The organism is Alteromonas sp. B31-7 (genome assembly GCF_015767655.1).
Taxonomy (GTDB): domain Bacteria; phylum Pseudomonadota; class Gammaproteobacteria; order Enterobacterales; family Alteromonadaceae; genus Alteromonas; species Alteromonas australica.
In genome coordinates, this window is record NZ_CP065233.1 from 722,215 (window position 1) to 747,389 (window position 25,175).

The window sequence follows — 25,175 nt, forward strand, 5'->3', positions numbered from 1 at the left end:
GAGAAAGTTACTGCCATACACCATCATAGGGAATGTGTGGCTGTTTTTTCACTAACCGGCGTGCACAAATTGCAAACAACACTGCTAAACACGTGGCAACGATGCTTACCCCTACGTCTATGGTATGGGAAAGGCTGGTTTGCCAATACACGCAGCTTATGGCAATGCAGCCAAGTGCAAGTAAAACCAAGAGGTATAAGCTATGGATGGCGGCACGAATAGGCGTGACGCAAAAACTGTAAACCACCGCAAAGATAAACCCTACGTAGTAGGCTAGATGCTGATAAAACTGAATGTCATTTTGGGAGTAGGAGGCTTGTTTTGCGGCTATAACCGACAGGCCAATGCCGATAAATGTGCCCGCGCACACGCCTACGGTCAATCGCGATAAAACACGCACAGAGACAGGCTGTTTGACTGCCTGACTCGTGGACATTTTCTTACGGCGAGACTCTATCCAAATAATGTTTCCACTTAAAAACAATAAGCATCCGCTTAGTCCCATCGCAAAATAAATCCAATGAATAAAGCTTCCACCAAAACCGCCAAAATGCAGCGTAAAGAAACTGTTTACCACTTTGCCAGGTATGCCTGAAACTGAAGGAAGCATAGCAGTGTATCCCGCTGAGGCAGTGTAGGGGTCGGTCACCCAGTAGGCATAATAGGGCCCCCGTATAATTTCTCCTACAAGCTCTCCACCCATAATCAACCGTGCGCGTGGGGTGCCTAACCCGGAAAAGTTAAGTTCGGTTAACTTAAAATCAGGCTCTGTGGCGGTGATCTTATCTTCTAGCACAGATATTGAGAGCAAATTCTCAATGCCTCTGTCTGCCTCGATAGGCGCCGGTCGGTTAAACATGGGCTTGTCTTGATACACCGCAGTTTGCAGGCCCCCATACAATATATCGTGATAAGCGAAAACAAAGGTGGTAACGGCAATGATAATATGAAAGGGCAAGGCAGAAATGCCCAATATATTGTGGAAGTCTACCCAGAAGCGTTTGCCTTTTTTATTCTTACGTAATGCAAACAAATCTTTAACCCAGGTAGGGAGAAAAATGACCAAGCCTGACACAATGGCGACAAAATACAATACGCAAACAATACCCATGACATAGATTCCTACAGCGTCATGCTCATCGCCGCCCGGAATACCTGCGGTTCGGTGTAAGTGGTCAAGAAAGTCGCCTATTTCGCTTAGCGAGGTACTACGACTGATGAGTGCCCCGTCGTTATCTAACGATGCTTGCCAATAGGTATGCTGGTGGGTGTCTTCATCTTCAATAACCCATTGCACCGGTGCGTGCTTTGGCATGGCATTGGGCAAGTAAACCGACAATTGCGCTGAGGCTTCCGGATGCGCTTGCAGTACCTTTTTTATTAGGGTGTCGTATTGCGTTTCAGCAATCGGGGGAAGCGTGTGCTCTTGATGAAGTGCCCACGTATTCAACGGCGCTTTGAACATGGTAAAGGCACCAGCAACAAAGCAAATATAAAGCAGTAAGCCAGATAAAATCCCAGTCCAAATATGGATGTTTTGGTAATTTTTGTAGTTTTCTAATTTCATAAGTTAGCGGATAACCTGCAGTAAGCCATATTCAATAACCACCACAATGGAAAGTACGAATAAGGTACGTCGTGGCCGGTGGGTAAAATAAATAAGGGCGATGAGTAACAGCCAAATTGGCGTTATCCACCACATCATAAATTGTGACTTTACGTCTAAGGGCGTGTTACCAAGGAAAGCAAAGCTCACCAGTCCACTGGTGAATAGGCCTAGAGGTAAACCGACCACGACAGCGCCAATGCTTTTTAGCCACCAATGTGGCATGTGCACCAGGTAACTGTCACTTCGTTTTAGTGAGGAACCCGCGCCTTTGAGCGCCGTTTGGGGCTTTTCGAAACGATGTATTAAGGGTAATAAGCTTAATGAGAGCATGTACAAGGTGATGACAGTGTAAATGGCAGCGGGAACAGAAAAAACAAAGGTAAATACCCATGTGGATGCAAGCGCGAAAAGCCCGCTAAGTAAGGCACCCGTCTTCGCTTTGTAAAAACGTGAGGGAAGCCATTGCTGATTAGGGCAACCAAGATAAAAGATGGCACTGGCAACAACGCACATCATTAAGCCTATTCCCAAGGCTATCATGGGCGTACTCCTTATTGGGTTGATTAAAACGCCTTATGAAAAAACCGAATTAGAATAGGCTCACAATGCATTAATGTAAATAAAAATGATTGTTATTTGTATGTGAATAATATTCTTAAGTGTTTTTAGTATTGCTTAACCGATCGTTTCCCATCAATTGCGCATTGAAACGCAGAAGTTGCTTGTTTATGCTTGCGATAGGTTCAATGATGAAAGAGTTTATTGTGTGTGAATTACTTGGCATGAGCGCCAATACACCAACTGATTTATGTTTTAGCTTTACTGGCTTAACCCGTCGTGGTGGCGAAACAGGCCCGCATAAAGACGGCTGGGGAATGGCTTTTTACGAAGGTAAAGGGGTTCGTTTATTCCACGATCCTGAACCCTGTGCAACCTCTAAAATTGCAGAGTTTGTTTCTCACCTACCCATTAAAAGTAGAACGGCGATATGTCATATTCGCCAAGCCAATGTGGGCAATATTAACCTTGCTAATACGCACCCATTTACCCGTGAAATGTGGGGCAAGTATTGGGTGTTTGCCCACAATGGGCAGCTGCCTAATTTTGTTCCACAAGAAGGCATGTACGAGGCCGTTGGTGATACCGACAGCGAAGCCATGTTCTGCGACTTAATGAATCAGGTGCGTCAGCGTTTACCCCGGGATGCCATGCCGCAACAATTGGCCGATGCGTTAGTGGCCATTGCTAAAAGTTACGCAGAGCAGGGTGTATTCAATTGCTTATTAAGCAATGGCGACTGGTTGTTTTCATTTTGTAGCACCAAAATGGCGAGCATTACCCGCCGAGCCCCATTTGGCCCAGCCTGCCTGAGCGACGTGGAAGTAGAAATAGATTTTGCCGCTGAGACCACACCCAACGATGTGGTGAGTATCATTGCCACTGCGCCACTTACCCATGACGAACAATGGGATATTTACGAGCGTGGTGAATGGAAGCTATGGCAGCAAGGCGAGGTAATTGCCAGCGGTAAAGTGGATGTTCCCGAACATAAACAAGAGGAAGCTATGAGTGCTCCCGACCCTTCACTTCACGAAGGTAATGCAGAATCTAACACTAACTAGTCCCCCCCTGTCTGGTTTTAAGCTTCCCTAAGTGTGCGCGATTCAGGGAAGGATTCAGATGGCCTCTCATGTTATTTTCAAACACATAGGGGCGCTGCCAAACATGGTATTAACATGTATCAGATTTAATTTATGTAGCAGTGCTGGGCGTAATGCTGTCAGGGATGAACTTAGATGATGTTTATTTTGTGTCCGCCATTCCATGATAGGAGCCTCAGCAATGACGTTGACCCGTTTGTTAGTGTTAGCCCTTATGAGTATTTCGTTGGTAGGTTGTTCTGGAGGCGAAGACGATAGTCAGTCTCCTGAGCCTATAGCGTCCATACCTGAAACGCCAGAACCCGAAACGCCAGAACCCGAAACGCCAGAGCCTGAAATCCCAGAACCCGAAACCCCAGAGCCCGAAACCCCAGAGCCTGAAACCCCAGAGCCTGAAACCCCAGAGCCTGAAACCCCAGAGCCTGAAACCCCAGAGCCTGAAACCCCAGAGCCTGAAACCCCAGAACCTGAAACCCCAGAGCCTGAAACCCCAGAGCCTGAAACCCCAGAGCCTCCTCCTCCAACAATACTTACTGGGGTCTTTGAAAATGTTACTGGAATAGGCTATCGAACCTCAAGTGGGTTAACCGGTGTCACGACTGAAGTGGGCGAGTTCAGCTATGAAGAAGGTGACACCATCACTTTTTATCATGAATCAGTGACATTAGGGCAACTTAGCGCTAGACCCACCATTTCTTCTTTTGAGTTTTCTAATCCGCTGCTTGTGAATCATTTTCTCGCGACGCTCGATAGCGATGGTAATCCCACTAATGGTATTACTGTGTCATCACAAGACTTGCAGAGCTCTCAATATTTCCAAACTGTCTATCAAAGCAGTGATACTACCGAAGTTAATCTCGATACTTTGAATGAAGACTCCAGTACCTATTGGAAACTCGTCGCTGCGCGCTTTAGCGCAGGAAGCGGTATCAACGAACTAGATGTCCTTTATCAGCAAGCACATATTACCAGCCTAACGAGCATAGGGTTATTTTCTCGTTATATGCAATATCTCAACGGCGACTATAGCATTAACACAAGCCGTTTTTCAGACGTCATTGGTATTGCTCAAACGCACAAGAGCAATATTAATCATCGGATAGAGCGCTATGTTTACTCCAGTATGTTTATGCAACTGCGCGCGGGATTATCGGTGAAGTTTTCTGAAGACATAGAAGGTTTTGATATCGCACAAAGCGGTTGGAAGGCGCATGTCGAGGATCAGCTGAAATATGCGGAAGGGCTAAAGTTAGCGCTAAAAGGCTTGATCGACAAAGAGAGTATTATGGGTATGGCACTAAAAGAGTTAGTTTCCATTACCATTGAATCGGGTGCCGATAAAGTACAATCAGGCCTTCCAGATGGAGGAAAAACAGCTGTCGATTACCTAGCGGATAACCTTATAGATTGTATTAATAAAACCGCCTTTCCGAGCAAAGATAGCCTCGATGAAAAACTGAGAGCATGTGCGTTAGATATGCTGGGAAATAGTGCAGAGCATCTGTCGGATCAACTTGCACTTATTATCCTTGAGTCAGATCCTGTAGTGAGCGCGATTGTCGATGACATGGGTCAGCTCGCGAGCGACCTTACTACCATTTATAACGACTGTAAGATCACCAAAGGTAAGGTTATCGACTGTGCGTTTTCTGTAAGTAGTGTGGCATATAAAAACGTGGCTTCTCTTGTGGGCAGTGGCTACTACATGACGCAGTTAAGTCGAGCGAGTAAGGAGTATGTGGTACTCGATACCGCTTATACTCTATTAGAGTTGCAAAGCCATCTGCCCTTGAGAGGAATACTCGCTTACCTTGATATTGAGGCGGCGTACTATGCTATGCCTGCAGAGCAACGATTGTCTTTTCTACTTCAGGAGGCACATTTAGCCTACCATGAAGATACCCATTACGCTGATTCACTCTCAAACAAACAATTAACGGCAGCGGTAACGGCTTACACCACATTAAGGCAACAGTTTGATACAGAAATTAGCAAGCTAAAATCGGCCAGTCAGTTGCAACGGTTTTACGTATACGACAATGATAATAATGTCACTGGTGTGAGTCTTGAGGCTATTGATCTTTATGCGTCTAGGCTACTGACTGCGGAAATAGAATCCGTTGCATTTACGCCAAATTCAGAAGGCAGTGAAGGTGTGCTTTCGGTATGTTTAAACCTTCAAAATAGTGGGCTACACCCTATATCCGTGCAACTCACTACTATTGATGTGATTGGTCTAGATAACACTGCCTTTGTCACTAACATTGACTCCCATACTAATTTGTTAGCCAAAAACAGTGTGAACAATAAACAGGCATGTTATAGCGCAGAAGTTAAGGCTGATAAGCTTACGATTGTTGAAAAGCCGTTTCTGGTTAAGGCCAATGTGAACTACCAAGTACAAGGGTTTGGGCAGTCAAAGCATCTAGTCGTATATGACGGTTTTGACGGACAGAGGGTGAGAGACTCTCTGGGTAAGCAGGATCTGATCATTGCGGAAACCCGTTTTCATGAAGGAGATATATACGTAAAAGCGCATTTCGGCATAGGGGGAGATACAGTTGATGATTACGATGACTATCAGGTGACGTGGGAAGCAGAAAATGCCACGGTAGCAGTACTCGATAATCGTTCAGCCAAAATCACGCCTGAGGGCGTCTATACTTCGGTTACAGCCACCGCGTTGCACATGGATAGCAACACGTTATTTGCACAACGCACACAAACTCTTATCGCCCGCGAGCCGGCAAATGCGACCCTAAATGTTGTGGTTGAACGTTACAGTATGCCGTCAAACTCAGTGCTATTTATTGAGCCAATTGTTACCGGTGGTATAAGCCCTTACTTTTATACATGGGGAAGTGCAGATAATGTTGATATAGAAGATAAGTTTGATGGGATAGTAAAGGTAATCAGTCATGAAGTGGACGCACTTACCCAACTTACATTACCGTTAACTGTAACCGATAGCAGCAATAATTCCGTTACTATTGATGTAGAAATAGACGTGCTTGCGGCAAGGCGTAACTTAGTTTCGTTTGATTATCGCGCTGATAAGCCAGTTAACGGTTCGGCTATTGCCTTCACCGAAAGCTACGACAAGCAGTGGCGTTTGGTCAATCTTTCGGGAAGAAGCTTAGAGAACATTGAATTCGTTCTCGACCCGCTTTCTACACACAGCGCCCTTTCTGATACCCATGCCATCCAACCAGTGTCAACGTGGCCAGCGAATGAAACATTAGACATTCACTTGCCACTTTACAACGGCGAAGGGAATGATGGGACGATGCACACCGCTAAGTGGTTTATTCAGGCTAATGGTGCCCCAGTTTATTATTCTAATGGCGTAAAAGCATGGATTGACTACAAGTTGTATAGCGATGAAAACGAGGGTGTTGACATCGATTTGCCAGAAAAAGTTGCGCCTGGCGAAAGCTTTTCGTTGACGGTAGAGACGGCTTATCCGGCTACCGCTGTATTAGTAGAACACTCGGAGTTTAATGTCATTCCACTGCGCTCATCGCATGGTAACACCGTATGGCAAACCGACGTGGCGATTACTTCAAGGGGAGAGCATGCGCTTACTGTTACCCTGTTAAGTCACTCAGATACCTACGAGGTGCAGCATGCCGTTTCTATCGAAGTGGGTGATAAACGCCCCAGTATATTGAAGGCACTTTCTCTAAATCACGAAAGCGATGGCATTCGAGTGACATGGAAAGAAGCGTCAGGCGAGGTAAGCACCTATGAAATTTATCGCTCCACCGAGGAAGGCAGCAAAGGGAGCAAAATTGCCGATAGTAATAGTGTGACGTTTCTAGATAAATCGGTAGTAAACGGCAGTACTTATTATTACATAGTATCTGCATGCAATGAGCACGGTTGCAGTGATACAGAACAGTCATCGATGGCGCGTGCTACTGCGCCTGTGCTCGATGGCGGGGTAAACTTAGGCACCACTGACACAAGTATTACAGCAAGCTGGCGCGAGGCCACGGGCGAAGTGAGCTATTACGCACTGTACCGTTCTACTGCCAGTGGCACCAAAGGTTCACAGGTGTACAGTGGTGACGATCGCAGCTATGAAGATACCGATGTGGCGGTGGGTACCACTTACTACTACACCGCATCGGCATGTAATGACTATGGTTGTGCCGACTCAGACCAACACTATATTGAAATTAAGGGCCAAGCGCCTGTGCTCGATGGCGGGGTAAACTTAGGCACCACTGACACAAGTATTACAGCAAGCTGGCGCGAGGCCACAGGCGAAGTGAGCTATTACGCGCTGTACCGTTCTACTGCCAGTGGCACCAAAGGTTCACAGGTATACAGTGGAGCATCGCGCAGCTATGAAGATACCGATGTGGCGGTGGGTACCACTTACTACTACACCGCATCGGCATGTAATGACTATGGTTGCGCCGACTCAGACCAACACTATATTGAGATTAAGGGGCAAGCGCCTGTGCTCGATGGCGGGGTAAACTTAGGCACCACTGACACAGGTATTACAGCAAGCTGGCGCGAGGCCACGGGCGAAGTGAGCTATTACGCACTGTACCGTTCTACTGCCAGTGGCACCAAAGGTTCACAAGTATACAGTGGAGCATCGCGCAGCTATGAAGATACCGATGTGGCGGTGGGTACCACTTACTACTACACCGCATCGGCATGTAATGACTACGGTTGTGCCGACTCTGACCAACACTATATTGAAATTAAGGGCCAAGCGCCTGTGCTCGATGGCGGGGTAAACTTAGGCACCACTGACACAAGTATTACAGCAAGCTGGCGCGAGGCAACGGGCGAAGTGAGTTATTACGCACTGTACCGTTCTACTGCCAGTGGCACCAAAGGTTCACAGGTGTACAGTGGTGACGATCGCAGCTATGAAGATACCGATGTGGCGGTGGGTACCACTTACTACTACACCGCATCGGCATGTAATGACTATGGTTGCGACAACTCAGACCAACACTATATTGAAATTAAGGGCCAAGCGCCTGTGCTCGATGGCGGGGTAAACTTAGGCACCACTGACACAAGTATTACAGCGAGCTGGCGCGAGGCAACGGGAACGGTTAGTTATTACGCACTGTACCGTTCTACTGCCAGTGGCACCAAAGGTTCACAGGTGTACAGTGGTGACGATCGCAGCTATGAAGATACCGATGTGGCGGTGGGTACCGCTTACTACTACACCGCATCGGCATGTAATGACTATGGTTGCGAAGACTCCGATCAACACTTTATTCAAAGAATGTGAAGTATCAGTCGAAAGTCATAACTGTCACGTAATTGTCACCGTACTGTAATTGACTTCTATCCTTACATATCTGAATATCCATATATTACAAATTTCATATGTGACTTGCCGGGGCATACGTTAATGCTCCGCAGTTCTATGATGTTTCAATTATAAATGGACGGGTATGAAAAAGTGGTTAGGGTTTAAGTACGGCGCATTTTTTGTTGTGCTTTTCGGTATTAGCTCATTATGCGCGATCGCTCCACTTACCAGCCATGCCCAAGGGTTTACTGTTGAAGGTGAAATTAGAGGCAGATACGAAAACCTAGACGGCCAATTTAGGGCCGGCGAGGAAGGGAGCGACGAGGTGCTACTTTTTCGCACTCTACTCCATGGGAAGTACCGTTATGAAAACATCACGATAGGCGTAGAAATTCAAGACAGTCGCAGTTATTGGGGAGATGACAGTACCCCCTTGTCTAGCAGCTTCGTGAATACCGCTGATGTACTGCAGGCTTATGTTGCTTTTTCGGGGCTGCCTAGTCTGCTTAGCTATGTGCAACCTCAAACCCACTCCCGGCATACGCTCACTGTAGGAAGGCAAACGGTGTCTATTGGATCGAAGCGGCAAATAGAGCGGGTAAGCTACGCCAATGTCATTAAAAGCTACACAGGTATTTATTCCCAGACGACCACCGACAGTAGTAATGAACTTCATGCCTTTTATGTGGTGCCGATTGAACGATTGGTCGATGACAAAGATGAGGTACTATCTAATCATTGGCAAGCAGATAAAGAGCAATGGGGGCGACGCATATGGGGTATTCATTATCGTCACGCAGATACACTACCTTCACTCGTTTCAAATTTATGGACGGAAGCATTTGTATACGGCTTCGATGAACAAGACCGGCACCATACCCCAACCCCGAATCGTCACTATCTCACCTCGGGTTTTCGGATTTTTCGTAAACACAAACCTCAGCAATGGAACCTCGATATCGAAGCTGCCCATCGACAAGGTAGCCGGCATAGCAGCAGTGACGTGATAGACAACGAAGATTTGGCCGTGAGCGCGAACATGTTATTGTTTCGTGTGGGTTACACCTTTAATCACTGGCTAAACCCTAACTTAGCCTTTCAGCACTATTACACCAGTGGCGATGATAACCCTAATGATAACCGCTATGGTCAGTTTGAACGGTTATTTGGCGGCAGGCGCACCGACTTAAACAATACTTCTATTCATGGGCCGTTAACACCTGCAAACCTAACGGCGACAGGGTTTCGCGTTGAGTTTCGCCCAAATGCAAACTGGGATGGAAGGGTTCATTATTCTGCCGCTACCTTGTCGTCAAACACAGATAGCTTTGTTATCGGTAAATACCAAGATTCGTCTGGCCAAAGCGGTGATGATATTGGCCACACAGTGGATTCCCGTATCCGTTTTTGGACAGACGATAAAACATGGATGTTCGATGCAGGTTTCTCGCTATTGTTCGCGGGCAATTACCTTGAGTCGTTACGAGCGCAAGAGGGTCTGCCTACCTCCACCACCCGCTTCGGTTACGTGCAATTGAGCTATCAATTTTAGTCAATGCAACGTTGCTTCGATTGTTCAAACGTAGAGCGACTATACGTTAAGGGTCTCTACAATCAACGACTGAATTTTTTGATAGCGTAGTGGCAACGAACGGTGGGGTGTTTTCACAAAGTAAAGAGGTTCGGCAACATCGTTTGTGGCGGGGTATATTGTTAAACTTTCAGTGGCGTTGGCAAAGCTATCAAGTACTTTAATGGGCAGTACGGTAAAGCCCAGCCCTTTGCTTACGGGCAATAAAATTTGAGACAGTTGATTAATGTAACCACGCTTTAGCAACCGATTAGGATCTAATTGCATTAGGGCTTGCTCGCCCGAGTGGCTAAAGTAAAGTTTTAGATAGTGCATGGCGTCGGGGTGGTTAATCAACCCAAGCGATAGCAAGATATCGGCAATGTCTTTCTCTTCGCTACTTGCAGTATTATTATCAGCACTATTATCAGAACTATTCGTACTTAAATTACCAAGAGCACCTTTGGGCAATACAAGCCCCAACGATTCGCTACCGATCTTTTCAGACGAAAACAATTCTTCATCCGGTTGTTGCGTGACGATGCCTAATTCTAGAGTAGATGCGTGGATGCTATTGAGTATGGTTCGGTTTGGCGCAACTTCTAGATGTATACTCAAACTCGGATGGGCAACCTGTAGCTCAATAAGTACAGGGTACAAACGCTGAGCCAACGCACCCGAGCAACCAATTACACACTGTCCTTCGTAGGGCGCATCAAACTTTAAGCTTTCTATGAGTGCCTGTTCATGCTTACTCAAGCTTTGCGCATAGTCGTAAACCCGTTGCCCTTGTTCAGTTAGCTCTATACCTTTACCTAGGCGAATGACTAACTCGCAGCCACAGGCTTCTTCCAATTTTTTTATGTGTTGGCTCACACCGGGCTGCGTCATAAATCGTTGTTCTGCGGTACGGGTAAAATTCCCCGTTTCTACTAGCACTTTGAACGTATCAAGCCACTGTGGATTTAGCATGGTATAAATTTAAATTATGGATTTGAGAATTAATCATAATTTCTAGCATTTGCTTTGTCTAGTTACTATACGTGCATACTTTACATCGAGGAGATAAAGATGACTGAAGCAGTTAACACCCCTTATCCACGTACGTTTTCGCACATTGGTATTTCGGTTCCAGACCTTGATGCCGCAGTTAAATTTTACACTGAAGTACTAGGCTGGTACTTAATTATGAAGCCCACTGAGATTGTTGAAGATGATTCCGCCATTGGCGAGATGTGCACCGACGTATTTGGTGCAGGTTGGGATAAGTTCCGTATTGCTCACCTTTCAACGGGCGACCGTGTAGGTGTAGAAATCTTCGAGTTTAAAAATCAGGAAAACCCTGAAAATAACTTCGAATACTGGAAAACTGGCGTGTTCCATTTCTGTGTTCAAGACCCAGATGTTGAAGGCTTGGCAGAAAAGATTGTAGAAGCGGGTGGTAAGAAACGCATGAAAGCACCGCGTTATTACTACCCTGGCGAGAAGCCTTACCGCATGATTTACATGGAAGACCCGTTTGGCAACATTCTAGAAATTTATAGTCACAGCTATGAACTTCATTACGCCAGCGGTGCCTACCAATAGGTAATGGGAATAGAAAGAGGCGAGTAGAACACTCGCCTTTTTTAATGGGCAGGAAAGCTATTCTATTGGCACTTCTATTAGCACTTAACCCCATTGCCCCGCAACATAAGGATTGCTGGCTTTTTCTTTTTCTACCGTGGTAGTAGGGCCATGACCAGGATAAATCACCATATCGTCAGGCAGCGTTAAAATATTCGCGTTTATTGAATCGATTAGCTGTTGATGATTTCCCTGAGGGAAATCAGTGCGCCCAATCGAGCCTGCAAAAATCACATCACCCACTATAACCTTGTTACTCGTTCGCTCCACCAGAACCACATGGCCAGGGGTATGTCCCGGACAGTGCAGCACCTCAAGCGTTAGCTCGCCAACTGAAATGGTATCTTTGTCATTCAACCATTGGTTAGGCACAAAGGGCGTGGCAGGGGGAAAGCCAAACATTTGGCTTTGCTGCATAAGGGCATCTAGCCAAAACTTGTCCCCCAGATGTGGCCCTATTATCGGCACATCGTAATGTTTAGCCAGTTCGACGGTGCCACCTACATGGTCTAAGTGACCGTGGGTAAGAATGATTTTTTCAATAGTGACCTGATGATCCGACGCCGCAGAGATGAGTTTCTGTATATCTCCGCCGGGGTCAACAAATGCCCCCCGTTTACTACCTGCGTCCCAAATAAGCGAGCAGTTTTGAGCAAATGGCGTAACCGGTATAACTACAATTTCCAAAGCGTTTCCTCCCAACAACGGCTATTTCGAATAGACGTTTTTGCCAGCTATGTAAGTCGCCTGCACTTGGGTTTTCCAAATGTCTTTTTCATCAATGTTAAAGATGTCCTGATCAACCAGTATAAAGTCAGCCCATTTGCCCGGCGTAAGTGTGCCAAGCGTATCTTCCATATGTCCCGCGTAGGCGGCATCTAACGTAAAACCCCTAAATGCTTGGTCTAAAGTGAGCGCTTCATGGGCATACCAACCTTTTACTGGCTGGTTGTTGCGATCTTGTCGAGTAACTGCGGCATGCAAGCCATAAAATGGGTTTGCCAGTTCGACAGGAAAATCTGAGCCTAATGGCAAAGGAATGCCTGATTCAAGTAAAGTTTGCCACGCATACGCGCCTTTCATCCTGTCTTTACCAATGCGATCTTCCGCCATATTTTTATCACTGGTGGCGTGGGTAGGTTGCATCGATGGCAACACGTCTAACTCGGCAAAACGAGCAAGATCTTCAGGGGCGATAACTTGCGCATGTTCTATACGGTGGCGTAACGCATTGCCGCCAATTTTCTCAAATGTTGCCTCATATTCGTTTAATGCAACATGATTGGCCTTATCGCCAATGGCGTGGTAATTCAACTGAAAACCAGCACCAATCACTGTGGTAAATAAGGGGGCCATGTCTTGTGGTTGGGTGAGCAACAGGCCATGCTGATGAGGCGCATCAGAATAGGGCGAAAGCAATGCTGCTCCGCGACTGCCTAGCGCGCCATCGCCATAGGCCTTCACTGAGCGAATAGACAGAAAGTCCTCTTTGTCTCGTATTGGCCCGTTTGCCAGTAGCGTTTTAAGATCAGGGTCCGTCGCACTGATCATGGCGTATATGCGTACCGGTAAATCTCCCTCAACCGCCTCTTTTAAATAGAAGTCATAAACTTCTCTGTTTACGCCAGCATCGTGCATTGCGGTAACTCCATTTGCAAGTAAGTGCTCACCTGCAGCATGAAGTTGCTGTTCGTATATTTCACTGCTCGCTGACGGTAAATAAGCTTCAATCAATGCTGCTGCATTATCAATAAACACACCAGTGGGATTGCCGTCTGAGTCTTTAAGAATTTCACCACCCACAGGGGACGGCGTGTCTTTGGTAATGCCAGCAAGTGCCATTGCTTTGCTGTTTACCCATGCAGCGTGGCCATCAACTCGCGTAAGAAATACGGGGCGATCTGACACGACGTTGTCTAAGTCTTGGGCGCGAGGAAAGGCTCTATCCGACCATAATTCCTGATTCCAACCTCGCCCAGTTATCCAATCCTGTGTGGTATTGGCAAAGGCATAATCTGCCACCATGCTGGCTGCATGCTTTGCACTTTTGCTGTCGCGCAAATTCACTTCCAAAAGGTTTGCGCCTAACCCTAGCAAATGGCCATGGGCATCAATGAGGCCTGGCAACATCACTTTCCCTTCACCGTCAATAACCTCGTCGATATGATGATTATCGGGCTGAACATCCAGCGCCAGCACCTTGCCTTCTTCTATAACCATATTGGTAAAGCTTATGCGCTTGCCAGCTTCATCAAGGGTGTAGCCCTTAACGTTATTGACCAGGGTGGCAGCGTGGCCGTCGGCTAAGCAAAATAGCGACGCCGCAATGGTTAAGCGCGCAACTAAGGGGGTAAAAAATGTCGTTTTCATCATTCTTCTTCTTCGTTATCGTCCAGGGTTAATATAGGTGGCTGAAGTAAAAAGTCACGTTCCCAAATTTTACTCATGGTGGCTTGACTGATGTTTCCACCCGACAACATCACCAATGCAGTTTTACCCGGCTCTGTATTAGCAGCCCAAGAGGCCACTGCGGCCATAGACATCGCGCAGGTGGGTTCCACATGGAGTTTTAACAAGTGTTGCAGCCATTGTGTCCAATAAGCAATTTGTAACTCATCTACTTCATAAAAGTCAGTTAATTGCTGTAGAAAACCGAAAGTAATATCGCCTACGCTCGGTGTGGCAGCACCATCAGCTAGGGTTTGCGGAGGATGTTCTAACGCCACAATTTCCCCTCGCTGTAAAGACATAGATGCATCGTTTGCCGCGGCAGGTTCGGCGCCATAAACCCCCGCGTTGGGGTGCAGAGCTTGGGTGGCAATTAAAGTGCCAGATAGCAAGCCTCCGCCACCACAGGGGGCAAATACCGCATCAAGGTGATCTATTTCGTTGAGCGCTTCAAGGGCTGCGGTGCCTTGCCCTGCAATAATATCGGGGTGATTAAAAGGAGGGATCCACAAGGTGTCGGGATCTTCTGCTGCGTGGGCCACGGCAGCGTCGGCTTCTAATCGTGTGGGGTAAAGCTTCAGCTCTGCCCCATAACTTTGGGTAGCTGCCGCTTTCACGGGGGAAATGGTTTCACTGGCGAAAATAGTGGCTTTAATGCCAAATAGGGTAGCGGCATAGGCCACCGCTTGAGCGTGATTACCAGAACTGTTCGCCACTACCACTTGGGGGAGTTGGCCTTGCTCTTTTAATTTTGCCAGAACATTAATGGCTCCGCGAAGCTTAAATGCGCCTACGGTCTGTAAGCATTCTGCTTTAAACAAAATACGATGCCCCATCCAACTATTGAGTAAGTGAGACTCAAGAAGGGGAGTGTGCTTAACATGCGCCTGAATGCGGGCGGCAGCCGCCTCGACGTCAGCAAATTCTACTGAAGGTGTGTTTTCTGTCATTGTGTATAGGTAGTTAGACGTTTTTGTGTTTATACCCTAGCACCGATCGATGGCGACGAAAATTCATAATTTATTCATATTTATACTTTAGTCTTGCCTCTCATTGACTGGGAGAAGTCGTCATGCACAAAAGAATCAGCCACCGCGTATATGCCTTACCGGTAATCCTATTTGTACTATTAGCTATTTTTTTTGCATTAGCTGGCGTGTATCTAGAGAGGGATGAAAGTAGCGCACGGATTTCTAAAGCGCAGTCGGTGGCTGAGCAAGTAAAAATAAGCTTAGAGGTCTTTTCGAACGAACGTATTCAGGCCATGGTTAATCTCATGCGAACTTGGCCTACCTTTGAACCAAACCAAGTGGATTGGTTTAATGCGCAAGCGGTTTCGCTGATGGGCATGCAACGGGGGTTTAGCTCGTTGACCTTCGCTAACGACGAAGGGGTGATTGAATGGGTCGCGACACCAGAAGCTGGTTCTAAAACGCGGCTTTCAACGGCGTTAATCGGCCAGCCTTTGGCGGCAACAGGTTTGACCATCCCAGTACTCTCAGAGCAATTTTCCAGTACGCTTATTTATTCGCCAAGTACGCATCATCATCACATTTTAGTGGGCAGAGCGATTAGCCCGCAAGAGCCTGAGCATGGCTACATTGTGGCTGGATTCGATGTTCAAACCATCCTTGGTGTCATGCTAGGTGAGCTGGTTGGCCCTCAGTTTAACTTCGATTTAATCAGTGACGGAGATGTGTTGTTTTCCAGCGGTCAGCTAATAGAAGACGGCACCATAGTGAGTACCGAGGCATTCCCCTTTATTGATCGCCAGTTTTCGCTATCGATGCAATCGCAGGTTAATGCCTATAAACCAGGAAAACTGGTAACGATTATTGGTATATTCATGGCTGCACTCGCCAGCTGGATATTTCACAAACAACTCAAAGGTGCGGTGCACCTTTCTCTTAGCCAGCAGCGCTACCTTACCGCAAGTGAAGCGGCATTGGATGCAATGTTAATTTACCAGCCGGAAGGAAATAACTACCGCTTGGTAGAAGCTAACCGCTACAGTCGATTTTTGTTTCGAGGCGCCTTTGAAAAACTCAGTAAAATGAGCCTTAAGGCGCAGCTTGTCTATCTGGGTTTAGAAGACAGTTGCCAAAAGGTAGATGAGGTGGCTGAGACCGGTACACCCTATGAGAGTTACGCTGCAATCACCACCGATAAAGTTGCGCCAGACTGGATTAAAATCCAAGTAGTGAAAGCAGGGAATAACATAGCCTTAACGGTTCGGGATGTAACCGAGAGGTTTAAAGCGCAACAAGAACTAAAGCAAAGTGAAGAACGTTACAAGCGTCTAGTCGATGGGATGCACCGACATTTCGTGTATACCAAAACCCGCGATCATAAGTTTATTTATGTCAGTGCTGGAATAGAAACGATATTAGGTTTTAGTCCTAGTCATTTTTGTACCAACGAAGTTCGCCTCGTAAAGCAAGTGCCTGATGAAACCTTGAGTATCCGTAAAACCATCATGCGTGGCGAAAAACCTGAACCTTATCTTGTTAACTATGCCGGTGCGCAAGGCGAAGAGCATGTGCTCGAATTTTCCGATACCCCCATTTTAGATGACGATGGTCAGCTTATTGCCGTTGAGGGGATAGCAAGAGATGTAACCAAAGAACAGGCGCTTCAAGCTGAAGTGATATTTCAGGCAAATCACGATCAGCTAACGGGGTTAATGAACCGCTATGCCTTTGATAATCAACTTCGGGTGCTTATCGAGGAAATTGGCGACGAGAAAGCGTTGTTACCTGAAGACAGTAAAGTGACGCCACTTTATGCGCAGGCAGATAGCGTCACAAATACCAGTGTTATGTGTTTTATTGATATGGACCGCTTTAAGCTGGTTAACGATAGTTGTGGCCACCCCGCTGGAGATAAACTACTAAAAGAAGTATCAGGTATTTTTAAACAACACGTTGATGAAAGCGACTTGCTGGCCCGCATTGGTGGCGATGAATTTTGTATTATTTATCGCGGCCAAACCATCGACAGTGTGAAGGCGAAATTAGACAAGCTGTTGCTGGCGGTGTCTAGTTACCGGTTTGTGTATGATGACAAATTGTTTTTTGTCGGCGCTAGTATCGGCGTGATTGAAATAGGGGCGAAATCCACCAGTGCCGCAGAGCTTATTAAGGCGGCAGATAATGCCTGTTATCGAGCCAAGCATTTAGGGCGAAACCGATACTTTATTTTTCATGCTAGCGATGAACAAGCATGTTTAAACAAGCACGAAAACGATGTGCTTCATACTCTGCACAAGGCGCTTCAATATGATGGATTTGAGTTGTATAGCCAAGCCATTATGCCGTTATCAGACACCTTCACGAAAATAACTGGGCAGCTTGAGCATTATGAAATCCTCCTACGTTTAACGGGTAGCGATGGCAGCTTAATCAGTCCTGGACTATTTATTCCGTTAGCCGAGCGCCACGGGCTAATGAACAAGGTGGACATGTGGGTCGTGGATAATACGCTTAAGGTGTTGGAGTCAAACCCTGCCCATGTGGACAAATTAGGTAAAGTCGCCATTAACCTATCGGGCATTACCCTGGGCGATGAAATGACATTGCTTAAAATAACCCAGCGTATGCAGAGTACCTGTATTCCGGCAGAAAAAATCTGTTTTGAAATCACTGAAACCACAGCCGTGACTAATTTAAACGCTGCCAAGCATTTCATTTCGACACTAAGAGAGTTGGGATGCAGCTTTGCGTTGGACGACTTTGGGGCCGGTATGTCGTCGTTTACTTACCTGAAAAACCTTGATGTAGACTACGTTAAAATTGACGGTTCCTTTGTGAGAAATATTGCTCACGATCCTATTGATCATGCTACAGTAACCGCGATTAATAATATTGCGCATAGCATGGGCAAGCAAACTGTTGCTGAATTTGTGGTAGACAGTGCAACCTCCGATGTACTCAAAGAGCTTCGAGTAGACTTCGGCCAAGGGTTTGCGCTAGACAAGCCAAAGCCTTTGGCGCACCGTGTTCAATGGCGCGTTAAATTAGCGTCTGTATAGGAGTGAGTAATGGGACTTTTTGATACGTTATTGGGTAACGCCAGTGAAACCAGCGCAGAAGCGGTGAATGAAGAGCTTATGCCGATTTTAGCGGCCAATGAATCTGTCACGGCAGCCTTTAAGCTGGTACGGGATTTAAGCGTGTTTACGAACAAGCGTTTAATCTTAATCGACAAGCAGGGCTTAACTGGACGTAAGGTTAATTACCATTCCATACCCTACAAGTCGATTACGCAATTTGTGGTAGAAACCGCCGGCCATTTCGATACCGATGCAGAGCTGAAAATTTGGCTTTCAGGCAAAGCGGATGCGATTGAAATTGAACTTAGCGCTTCATCGGCACAAGAGGTTCAGCGTAATCTGGCTACCCAATTATTTGCGTAAGTGTGAACAGAAAAGTGAATGAAAAAAGGGCGATGTAAACATACATCGCCCTTTTTGATGAAACGCCGAGTTACCTAGCAGGTCACCCTATAGCTATTTCGACGGTTGCAGGTTGCGATCGAAGAAGTTGGTAATCGTCTTGTAAAGATGTATACCGGTTTGTTTGCCTCGAATGCTGTGTTTCTTACCTACATAATCCATGGTTTCAAAAGGTATAGCCATGTCTTGTAAGTGCTTGTAAAGCATTGTGGAGTGGGTAAACAATACATTGTCATCAGCCATTCCATGATAAATCAGCAAGTCGCCTTTCAGGTCTTTTGCATAGGGGAATACAGACGATGCCGTGTATGCCTCATCATCCGTTTTTGGGTTGCCCATATAGCGTTCAGTGTAATGGGTATCATATAAACGCCAATCGGTCACTGGCGCCCCCGATACACCTGCCGCAAAGTAATCACCCGCTTTGAACATGCTCATTAATGTCATGTAGCCGCCATAGCTATGGCCATGAACACCCACACGTTCAGCGTCAACAAAGGGAAGGGTACGTAAAAACTTCACGCCTGCCACTTGGTCTTCTACTTCGATAAATCCCATTTTCTTATAAATAGGATCTTCAAAACCTTTACCACGATAATTTGAACCACGGTTATCTAAGGTAAAGACAACATAGCCTTTATCTACCCAATGCTGCATCAGCAGCCCACGGTTACCGGCCCAACTGTTGGTGACCACTTGCGCGTGAGGGCCGCCATACAGATACACAATAACAGGATGCTTTTTCTGAGGGTGTTGAATGGCACTTTCAGGTTTGAACAAACGATATTGCAGCGTAGCACCGTCTTCTGTGGTGATTTCACCAAATTCAGGGGCTGTCCAGCTCTCTTTATAGGCATAAAGCGGGTGGCCTTTTTCAACGCGATTCTCTTCAAGCCAGGTAATGCGCTTACCCGTTGCGTCATTTAAGCTCACCTGAGGGGGAGAGTTAATGGTAGAAAAGCGATCGATAAAAATAGAAGCGTCTTTACTGAACGTGGCACTGTGATAGGCACCAAGTTCTGTGACGCGATCAATGTCGCCACCGGTAAGGGGGACGCTATAAACATGGCTCTCAAGCGGTGTATCTTTGCGCCCAGAGAAAAACAGGCGCTGCGACTTGGTGTCAATGGCTTTTACGCTATCAACAACCCAATCCCCTTTCGTCAATTGCTTAACCAGATTACCTTTGTTGTCATACAGGTATAAGTGCTTAAAGCCGTCTTTCTCTGAGGCCCAAATAAACTGTGACGTGTCTTTTAGGAAATAAAGGTCATCATGTAAGTTAACCCAGGTGTCACTGGTTTCAGTGAGTAATACACGTTGGGATTTGTCGGTAACATCAAAGGCTCGCAGTTCAAGGGTTTGTTGATCACGGGCTTGCCATTGGTAGGTAAAGGTTGTGCTATTTGGCATCCATTTTCCACGTGCTAAATAGATATCCTTGTCTTCACCTAAATCAACCCAGGTACGTTCATTACTCTGCAGGTTTTGAATCGCCAGTTCGATGAGCACGTTTGGGGTACCCGCCTTAGGGTACTTTTGTTGAATAAGCTTGATGTCGTCTGCGTAAATTTCAGAACGAGTAATCACATCTACCGGGGTTTCATCTACTTTAGTAAATGCAATGTAGGTTTCGTCTGGTGACCACCAATAACCGGTCATTCTGCCCATTTCTTCTTGAGCAACAAATTCGGCCATACCGAATTTAATGTTGCCACCACCTTCTGTGGTAATGGCTTTTTCTTCGCCAGATTTAATGTTTTTTACATAAAGGTTTTGATCGCGAATGAACGAGATATAATTGCCTTTAGGCGATAACTTAATGTCGGTTTCAAAGGCATCTGTATCAAGCAGTTGCTCTGCGCCCTTTTCGCCGAGTTTGTGGTAATAAACATCACCACCTAGCGGAAACAGTAGCGCAGTACCATCGTCAGACCATTGATAACTGACGATACCGCTTCCGGATAAACGCATACGTTCGCGGCGGGCTTTTTCCTCATCAGAGAGGATCTCTTCGCCACTTTGTAAATCGTTAGAATTAAACAGCATGCGAGTTTCGCCACTATCGATATGGTATTCCCATAAGTCGAGGCGCTCGTAGTCTGATGCTTTACCTTTTAAAAAGGTCACACGCTCGCCATCAGGCGATACTTTTAGTGCACGAGGGGCGTTACCGTCTAGCGATGGAGAAGAGAAAATGCGCTCAATAGTGAGCGTTTCTGCATGTAAAACAGTAGAGAGCATAGCGGCTCCAATAAAAAGGGCTTTTTTCATTTTTATCTGCATATTTTATCTGTCGAAGGTTTGATTGTAGAGAAACTATTACATGATACAAGGTAGGAAGCATGAAATCTGCAATGGTGCTGGGGGCGACAGGTTTGGTCGGTCAAAGATTAGTCAATTTATTGTTGCACGATAATCGCTACAGCGAAGTCACCTGTTTAGTGAGAAGGCCTTTAAGCGCGTCGGCTTTTCACGACCCGCACAATAAATTGCGGCCAGTGGTTATCGACTTTGAGATGCTGCAAGACTACCAGGGTTATTTTAGCGTCAATCATGTGTATTGCTGTTTAGGCACCACACTCAAAGCGGCAGGCTCCAAGTCGGCTTTTAGAAAAGTAGATTTTGAATATGTTCATATTGCCGCGCAACTGACACGCGCTCAACGGGCGAATAGCTTTGTGTGGATTTCTTCTGTGGGCGCCGATGCTAAAAGTCGTCATTTTTATTTACGGGTAAAGGGCGAGCTAGAAAATGCCATTATGGGGATGTCGCAACTGCCCAATGCCTCGGCAGTTAGGCCATCGCTACTGCTAGGCGCACGAGAAGACAGTCGCTTTCTTGAAGATATTGCCCAAAAAACCGCGCCTATTTGGCAACATGTTTTGCAGGGGACGCTAAAAAAATATCGCCCAGTAAAACCCGAGGATGTCGCCCACAATATGGTGGCGTTACAGGCGTGGCAATGAGACCGTCCTGTCGGTGAAAGGGTCATTGAACAGCAAACAATGAAATATGAATAACAAAGGGGTGGGTTCGATGCTCGCAAGCAAACTATTTGAGTGTAGTGACAGTGTTTAGATGTAAGCAGTTTGCGGTGCAACAAGATAAGTGCGCCATGAAAGTCAGTACTGACAGTATGATATTGGGGAGTTGGGTCGAGGTAGGCCAGGCACAAACCATGTTGGATATTGGCACAGGCACGGGCATTTTGGCGTTAATGCTGGCGCAAAAAAGTGCTGACCGTGCTCATATCATGGCTATTGATATTGACGAAGATGCCGCTATGCAAGCACAAGAAAACGTCAAGAACGGTCCATGGCCAAACAAGATTGATGTGATTTGCGGAGACATTAATGCCGCCATAGCGTCTCGTTTCGACCTGATTGTGAGTAACCCCCCGTATTTTGAAACGCCCGCAGCGCCAACACAGGCGTATCAAACTCAAGCCGTTAATAGGCAGGTGGCACGTCAATTTAGCCACCTTTCGCCAGCATCATTATTTTCAAGGGTCGCTGAATTGCTAAGCCCTGAAGGGCGATTTTATTGCCTTTATCCCTCTGAAAGTGAAACTGACATTGTTGAAACTGGCGCAAGGCACCACCTTTTTGCCCAGCGTATTATGCAGGTTCAGCATAGTGAAACCTCTTCGCCCTATGTAAATGGGTATATGTTTAGTAAAAATGATAGCCAGGTAGATATTCGCAGAGAAACGTTAGTTATTCGTCAGGCTAACAATCAGTATACCCCCCAGTTCAAATCCTTGTGCCAAGGGTTCTACTTGTCTTTCTAGGTATCACGTAAAATGAGAACAGCTTAATGATGATTATTGCCGAAGCGTTTGGTGCTATTGCACTGGTACTTAATTTTATTGGATACCGTCAAAACCATGTTGATAGGTACCTACTTATTTCTGCTATTGCTTTAGCCGCGCTCAGTGTTCATTTCTATTTACTCGGTGCAATGGCTGCAAGTGTTGGAACAGGCTTGGCGAGTATTAGAAACCTCATAGCGCTAAAAAATAGAAGTACGTATATCTTGGTGTTTTTCGTTTTCGCGAATATCGCCTTCCTGTTATATGAATGGTTTTACTTGAATCATGGGGCAATAATCTTAGTTGCCTATGCTTCGTCGCTGATTTTTACGGTAGGGTCAATTGTCATTCGAGACACAGTCACCATCAGAAAGTACTTTTTACTGGCGGAATTCCTTGGCCTCATTTACGCCATTTCAGTGGGAAGTATATTCGGCACGCTTTTCAACATCAGTAATTTAATCAGTATTGTGACGAAATTGCGTAGCAACACCACTACTTAAGGCGGTGTTGAATGCCGGCCAATGAAGTATCGTGTACGAAGCAACAAGGTCGCGGGTGGGATTTGTCTTGCGGTGGGGCACTTAAGGTGGCGACAACCACCAGTGCGGCGTATAGGGTATTTCTCATTTTTGGCTCCAGTGAACATCTGAGCCTGGAACCGTTTTCAACATGGATTTCCAGACACACCGAATAGTACGATCTGACCAAAAATCAAACTAGTAAACAAGAGATACTTTGGTATAAACCCCCATACGAAAAAAGCCGCCCTAAGGCAGCTTTTTATGAGAGATATGAGTAAGTGGCTAGCTCTTTTTCACTAGCACAGATACTTTTTCGATACCTGCTATTTTAACTTGGTTCATAACTTCAACCACGGTACCGTGCTCGGTATCTTCGTCTGCTTGAATAGCCGCAGAATCGGTGTTGTTTTCAGCAAGATACGTTTGCGTATTTGCTACAACACGACGAACATCTACCTCACGTCCGCCCATCATAATTGTGCCATCGGCAGTAATACGAATAGACAACGCTTTTGAAGGCTTGTCGTTTTTAGCTTGGTTATCTTCTGGACGATTTACATCTAACCCTTTTTCTTTCACGAACGAGGTCGTTACGATGAAGAAAATCAACATGATGAACACGATGTCCAACATGGGGGTCATATCAATCTGAGCCTCGTCTTCAGTCGAGGTATGCTTTTTTCTTTTCATCTCGTCTTCTTTCTTCTGTTACGTTCGAGCGCTTTAGTATACTGGTTGTTACAAAAATAAACAGGGTTTTGTAAAAATCAGCAGGCTCATTAACACTTGTTGCTGGAAAATTGCTCAGTTTCACGGTAATAAAACAACAAACTAGGTTTGTTTGCGTGAAATGGCCACACCTAATTGGTAAAAATACAACATTAGTGCTTCGTTCAACACTATACGCAAATTACCATGAGGATAAATGCCAAGTCTAGCTTCCGTTGATTTTTTTGTTCCTTGCACAAGAAACGCGTTTTTAATCTCGTGATCTTGCACGCAGGCCTCAAAAGCGCGAGCAGCCATCTCTTGAGGCATAGCATAATAATACATTTTTAACGCGCGATCAGCCTCTACTGATCGAACAAAATAGTCATTTGGCTTATTTTGATCTAAAAATAACTTGGAGAAACAATTGCTTAACCGTCTATTTAGGGGGTGATCAATAAGATCTGCGTTATCAAGCCAGGCGTGTGATGCAAAGTCGCCGGATCCTATACCGGTAAACATCCGCGGGGCAATATAGTGATCAAAGGCATGAAACCACTCGTGAGCTAAAGCGCCTGCTCCCGCATTTTTTGCCAGTGCCAATTGACGTTTAGCGCTATTATAGTGTGCGCTACTGTTTTTTTGCCCGCCACTGCCAAAGGCAAGCGACAAAGATCCGTTCAGTGAAATGACTTGTTCATTTACATTCAGTATTGCGGCTAAGTCGTATAAAGCGTCAAAGAACAGATTGGCTGCTATTTGTTGCTCTTCACGGGTCACCCAGCGGCCCACGGTAATCGTGGAAAAGTTAAATAACTTACGAATGTCTTGAAAGCTAACGTCTGCGCCGTCTCGGTGACTAGGGCCGTTACGATAAAACCCTTGGTGTAATCTGCCTTGGTTCAATATTAATCCGCAAGTTCTAGAAGTAACTGTTCACACCAATCGGCAATGCGCTGCTCAGATTGAGCATATTGGTTTTCGTCATCAAGCGATAAGCCAACAAATTGGCTTTTGTCTTCTGTCAGGGCTTTAGACTCTGCGAATTCGTAGCCTTGATTAGGCCAGTATCCAATAATGCGACAATCCATAGGAGCAATGGCATCGTGCAGCATACCTAGTGCGTCTTGGAACCAATCACCATAGCCTAGCTGGTCACCCAAGCCAAACAGGGCGATGATTTTTCCAGATAAATCGAGGCGATAAACGTCGTCCCAATGTGACTCCCAATCTTCTTGAAGTTCACCAAAATCCCAGGTCGAGATACCAAATAATACCACATCGAATTCGTGTGTTTTTGATAGGTTAACGTCTTTGATGTTATGCATTTCAACCAGATCATCGTCGAATAAAGCATTTAACTGGGCTTGGATCTTTTCTGCTGCCATTTCGGTGTAGCATGTGGTTGAGCCGTAAAAAATACCAATGGACAATGCTTTATCACTCATGACGTACCTCGTTGTCGCTAA

At 46.0% G+C, this 25,175-nt stretch carries 20 protein-coding genes; 9 read left to right on the forward strand and 11 right to left on the reverse strand.

The window, feature by feature from the left end; genetic code table 11:
• Positions 1–7 precede the first annotated feature (7 nt).
• Positions 8–1,567: a PepSY-associated TM helix domain-containing protein gene (locus IUA53_RS03130; protein WP_196898355.1), complete on the reverse strand. Its 1,560-nt coding sequence runs from the start codon at positions 1,565–1,567 to the stop codon at positions 8–10.
• A gap of 3 nt (positions 1,568–1,570) precedes the next feature.
• Positions 1,571–2,149 carry a hypothetical protein gene (locus IUA53_RS03135; protein WP_044448679.1) on the reverse strand — a complete coding sequence of 193 codons (579 nt, stop codon included), beginning with the start codon at positions 2,147–2,149 and terminating at the stop codon, positions 1,571–1,573.
• A 224-nt stretch (positions 2,150–2,373) separates the two neighbouring features.
• On the opposite strand from IUA53_RS03135, the gene IUA53_RS03140 reads away from it, so the two are divergent.
• From IUA53_RS03140 to IUA53_RS03150, 3 genes are all read left to right on the forward strand, one after another.
• Positions 2,374–3,231: a class II glutamine amidotransferase gene (locus IUA53_RS03140; protein ID WP_196899423.1), complete on the forward strand. Its 858-nt coding sequence runs from the start codon at positions 2,374–2,376 to the stop codon at positions 3,229–3,231.
• Between the two features lie 220 nt (positions 3,232–3,451).
• Entirely contained in the window at positions 3,452–8,539 is a 5,088-nt protein-coding gene (locus tag IUA53_RS03145) for a fibronectin type III domain-containing protein (RefSeq protein ID WP_196898357.1), read from the forward strand.
• Between the two features lie 166 nt (positions 8,540–8,705).
• On the forward strand, positions 8,706–10,115 hold the full coding sequence (locus IUA53_RS03150; protein WP_196898359.1) for an alginate export family protein: 1,410 nt from the start codon (positions 8,706–8,708) through the stop codon (positions 10,113–10,115).
• A 39-nt stretch (positions 10,116–10,154) separates the two neighbouring features.
• On the opposite strand, the gene IUA53_RS03155 is transcribed toward IUA53_RS03150, so the two are convergent.
• Positions 10,155–11,105: a LysR family transcriptional regulator gene (locus IUA53_RS03155; RefSeq protein ID WP_196898361.1), complete on the reverse strand. Its 951-nt coding sequence runs from the start codon at positions 11,103–11,105 to the stop codon at positions 10,155–10,157.
• Positions 11,106–11,204: 99 nt separating this feature from the next.
• Between IUA53_RS03155 and IUA53_RS03160 the strand changes: the two genes are divergently transcribed.
• Positions 11,205–11,720, forward strand: coding sequence for a lactoylglutathione lyase family protein (locus IUA53_RS03160; protein WP_013782605.1), 516 nt, complete (start codon positions 11,205–11,207; stop codon positions 11,718–11,720).
• Positions 11,721–11,804: 84 nt separating this feature from the next.
• Here IUA53_RS03160 and IUA53_RS03165 read toward each other — a convergent pair whose 3' ends face one another.
• Genes IUA53_RS03165 through IUA53_RS03175 form a run of 3 tightly spaced genes read right to left on the reverse strand, consistent with a single transcriptional unit; the run spans position 11,805 to position 15,157 of the window.
• Positions 11,805–12,446 (reverse strand): MBL fold metallo-hydrolase, encoded by a 642-nt coding sequence (locus IUA53_RS03165; RefSeq protein WP_044448670.1) that lies wholly within the window; start codon positions 12,444–12,446, stop codon positions 11,805–11,807.
• Positions 12,447–12,467: 21 nt separating this feature from the next.
• On the reverse strand, positions 12,468–14,132 hold the full coding sequence (locus tag IUA53_RS03170) for an amidohydrolase (protein ID WP_156141799.1): 1,665 nt from the start codon (positions 14,130–14,132) through the stop codon (positions 12,468–12,470).
• Entirely contained in the window at positions 14,129–15,157 is a 1,029-nt protein-coding gene (locus IUA53_RS03175; protein WP_044448668.1) for a serine/threonine dehydratase, read from the reverse strand. Before IUA53_RS03175 ends, IUA53_RS03170 begins: the two co-directional genes overlap by 4 nt.
• A 122-nt stretch (positions 15,158–15,279) precedes the next feature.
• On the opposite strand from IUA53_RS03175, the gene IUA53_RS03180 reads away from it, so the two are divergent.
• Together IUA53_RS03180 and IUA53_RS03185 are read left to right on the forward strand one after the other, a co-directional pair.
• Positions 15,280–18,237 carry a sensor domain-containing protein gene (locus IUA53_RS03180; RefSeq protein WP_044448665.1) on the forward strand — a complete coding sequence of 986 codons (2,958 nt, stop codon included), beginning with the start codon at positions 15,280–15,282 and terminating at the stop codon, positions 18,235–18,237.
• Between the two features lie 9 nt (positions 18,238–18,246).
• A complete protein-coding gene (locus IUA53_RS03185) occupies positions 18,247–18,621 on the forward strand; it encodes a PH domain-containing protein (RefSeq protein ID WP_044058119.1) in 375 nt (124 codons plus the stop codon).
• A gap of 93 nt (positions 18,622–18,714) precedes the next feature.
• Here IUA53_RS03185 and IUA53_RS03190 read toward each other — a convergent pair whose 3' ends face one another.
• Positions 18,715–20,934: a S9 family peptidase gene (locus tag IUA53_RS03190; protein WP_196898363.1), complete on the reverse strand. Its 2,220-nt coding sequence runs from the start codon at positions 20,932–20,934 to the stop codon at positions 18,715–18,717.
• Positions 20,935–21,005: 71 nt separating this feature from the next.
• Here IUA53_RS03190 and IUA53_RS03195 point away from each other — a divergent pair, with 71 nt between their 5' ends.
• From IUA53_RS03195 to IUA53_RS03205, 3 genes are all read left to right on the forward strand, one after another.
• Positions 21,006–21,629, forward strand: a complete 624-nt coding sequence (locus IUA53_RS03195) for an NAD(P)H-binding protein (RefSeq protein WP_044448662.1) — start codon at positions 21,006–21,008, stop codon at positions 21,627–21,629.
• 128 nt (positions 21,630–21,757) lie between these two features.
• Positions 21,758–22,453 (forward strand): tRNA1(Val) (adenine(37)-N6)-methyltransferase, encoded by a 696-nt coding sequence (locus IUA53_RS03200; protein WP_052806722.1) that lies wholly within the window; start codon positions 21,758–21,760, stop codon positions 22,451–22,453.
• Between the two features lie 26 nt (positions 22,454–22,479).
• Positions 22,480–22,977 carry a YgjV family protein gene (locus IUA53_RS03205; protein WP_044058117.1) on the forward strand — a complete coding sequence of 166 codons (498 nt, stop codon included), beginning with the start codon at positions 22,480–22,482 and terminating at the stop codon, positions 22,975–22,977.
• On the opposite strand, the gene IUA53_RS20340 is transcribed toward IUA53_RS03205, so the two are convergent.
• The 4 genes from IUA53_RS20340 to fldB all read right to left on the reverse strand — a co-directional run bounded on the left by IUA53_RS20340 (position 22,970) and on the right by fldB (position 25,154).
• Positions 22,970–23,104 carry a hypothetical protein gene (locus tag IUA53_RS20340; protein ID WP_269748613.1) on the reverse strand — a complete coding sequence of 45 codons (135 nt, stop codon included), beginning with the start codon at positions 23,102–23,104 and terminating at the stop codon, positions 22,970–22,972. The two genes, IUA53_RS03205 and IUA53_RS20340, sit on opposite strands and share 8 nt — an antisense overlap.
• A gap of 176 nt (positions 23,105–23,280) precedes the next feature.
• The gene (locus IUA53_RS03210) at positions 23,281–23,688 is read right to left on the reverse strand and encodes an ExbD/TolR family protein (protein ID WP_044058116.1); all 408 of its coding nucleotides are present in this window, start codon (positions 23,686–23,688) and stop codon (positions 23,281–23,283) included.
• Positions 23,689–23,829: 141 nt separating this feature from the next.
• Positions 23,830–24,615: a CLCA_X family protein gene (locus IUA53_RS03215; RefSeq protein ID WP_081869522.1), complete on the reverse strand. Its 786-nt coding sequence runs from the start codon at positions 24,613–24,615 to the stop codon at positions 23,830–23,832.
• Positions 24,615–25,154, reverse strand: coding sequence for a flavodoxin FldB (gene fldB, locus IUA53_RS03220; protein WP_196898365.1), 540 nt, complete (start codon positions 25,152–25,154; stop codon positions 24,615–24,617). Before fldB ends, IUA53_RS03215 begins: the two co-directional genes overlap by 1 nt.
• Between the last annotated feature and the right edge of the window lie 21 nt (positions 25,155–25,175).

Coding starts and splice junctions, on each gene's coding strand:
- IUA53_RS03145 (WP_196898357.1), top strand. CDS start 3,452: ATGACGTTGACCCGTTTGTTAGTGTTAGCCCTTATGAGTATTTCGTTG.
- IUA53_RS03195 (WP_044448662.1), top strand. CDS start 21,006: ATGAAATCTGCAATGGTGCTGGGGGCGACAGGTTTGGTCGGTCAAAGA.
- IUA53_RS03160 (WP_013782605.1), top strand. CDS start 11,205: ATGACTGAAGCAGTTAACACCCCTTATCCACGTACGTTTTCGCACATT.
- IUA53_RS03150 (WP_196898359.1), top strand. CDS start 8,706: ATGAAAAAGTGGTTAGGGTTTAAGTACGGCGCATTTTTTGTTGTGCTT.
- IUA53_RS03175 (WP_044448668.1), bottom strand. CDS start 15,157: ATGACAGAAAACACACCTTCAGTAGAATTTGCTGACGTCGAGGCGGCT.
- IUA53_RS03155 (WP_196898361.1), bottom strand. CDS start 11,105: ATGCTAAATCCACAGTGGCTTGATACGTTCAAAGTGCTAGTAGAAACG.
- IUA53_RS03185 (WP_044058119.1), top strand. CDS start 18,247: ATGGGACTTTTTGATACGTTATTGGGTAACGCCAGTGAAACCAGCGCA.
- fldB (WP_196898365.1), bottom strand. CDS start 25,154: ATGAGTGATAAAGCATTGTCCATTGGTATTTTTTACGGCTCAACCACA.
- IUA53_RS03180 (WP_044448665.1), top strand. CDS start 15,280: ATGCACAAAAGAATCAGCCACCGCGTATATGCCTTACCGGTAATCCTA.
- IUA53_RS03190 (WP_196898363.1), bottom strand. CDS start 20,934: ATGAAAAAAGCCCTTTTTATTGGAGCCGCTATGCTCTCTACTGTTTTA.
- IUA53_RS03210 (WP_044058116.1), bottom strand. CDS start 23,688: ATGAAAAGAAAAAAGCATACCTCGACTGAAGACGAGGCTCAGATTGAT.
- IUA53_RS03130 (WP_196898355.1), bottom strand. CDS start 1,567: ATGAAATTAGAAAACTACAAAAATTACCAAAACATCCATATTTGGACT.
- IUA53_RS03170 (WP_156141799.1), bottom strand. CDS start 14,132: ATGATGAAAACGACATTTTTTACCCCCTTAGTTGCGCGCTTAACCATT.
- IUA53_RS03135 (WP_044448679.1), bottom strand. CDS start 2,149: ATGATAGCCTTGGGAATAGGCTTAATGATGTGCGTTGTTGCCAGTGCC.
- IUA53_RS20340 (WP_269748613.1), bottom strand. CDS start 23,104: ATGAGAAATACCCTATACGCCGCACTGGTGGTTGTCGCCACCTTAAGT.
- IUA53_RS03205 (WP_044058117.1), top strand. CDS start 22,480: ATGATGATTATTGCCGAAGCGTTTGGTGCTATTGCACTGGTACTTAAT.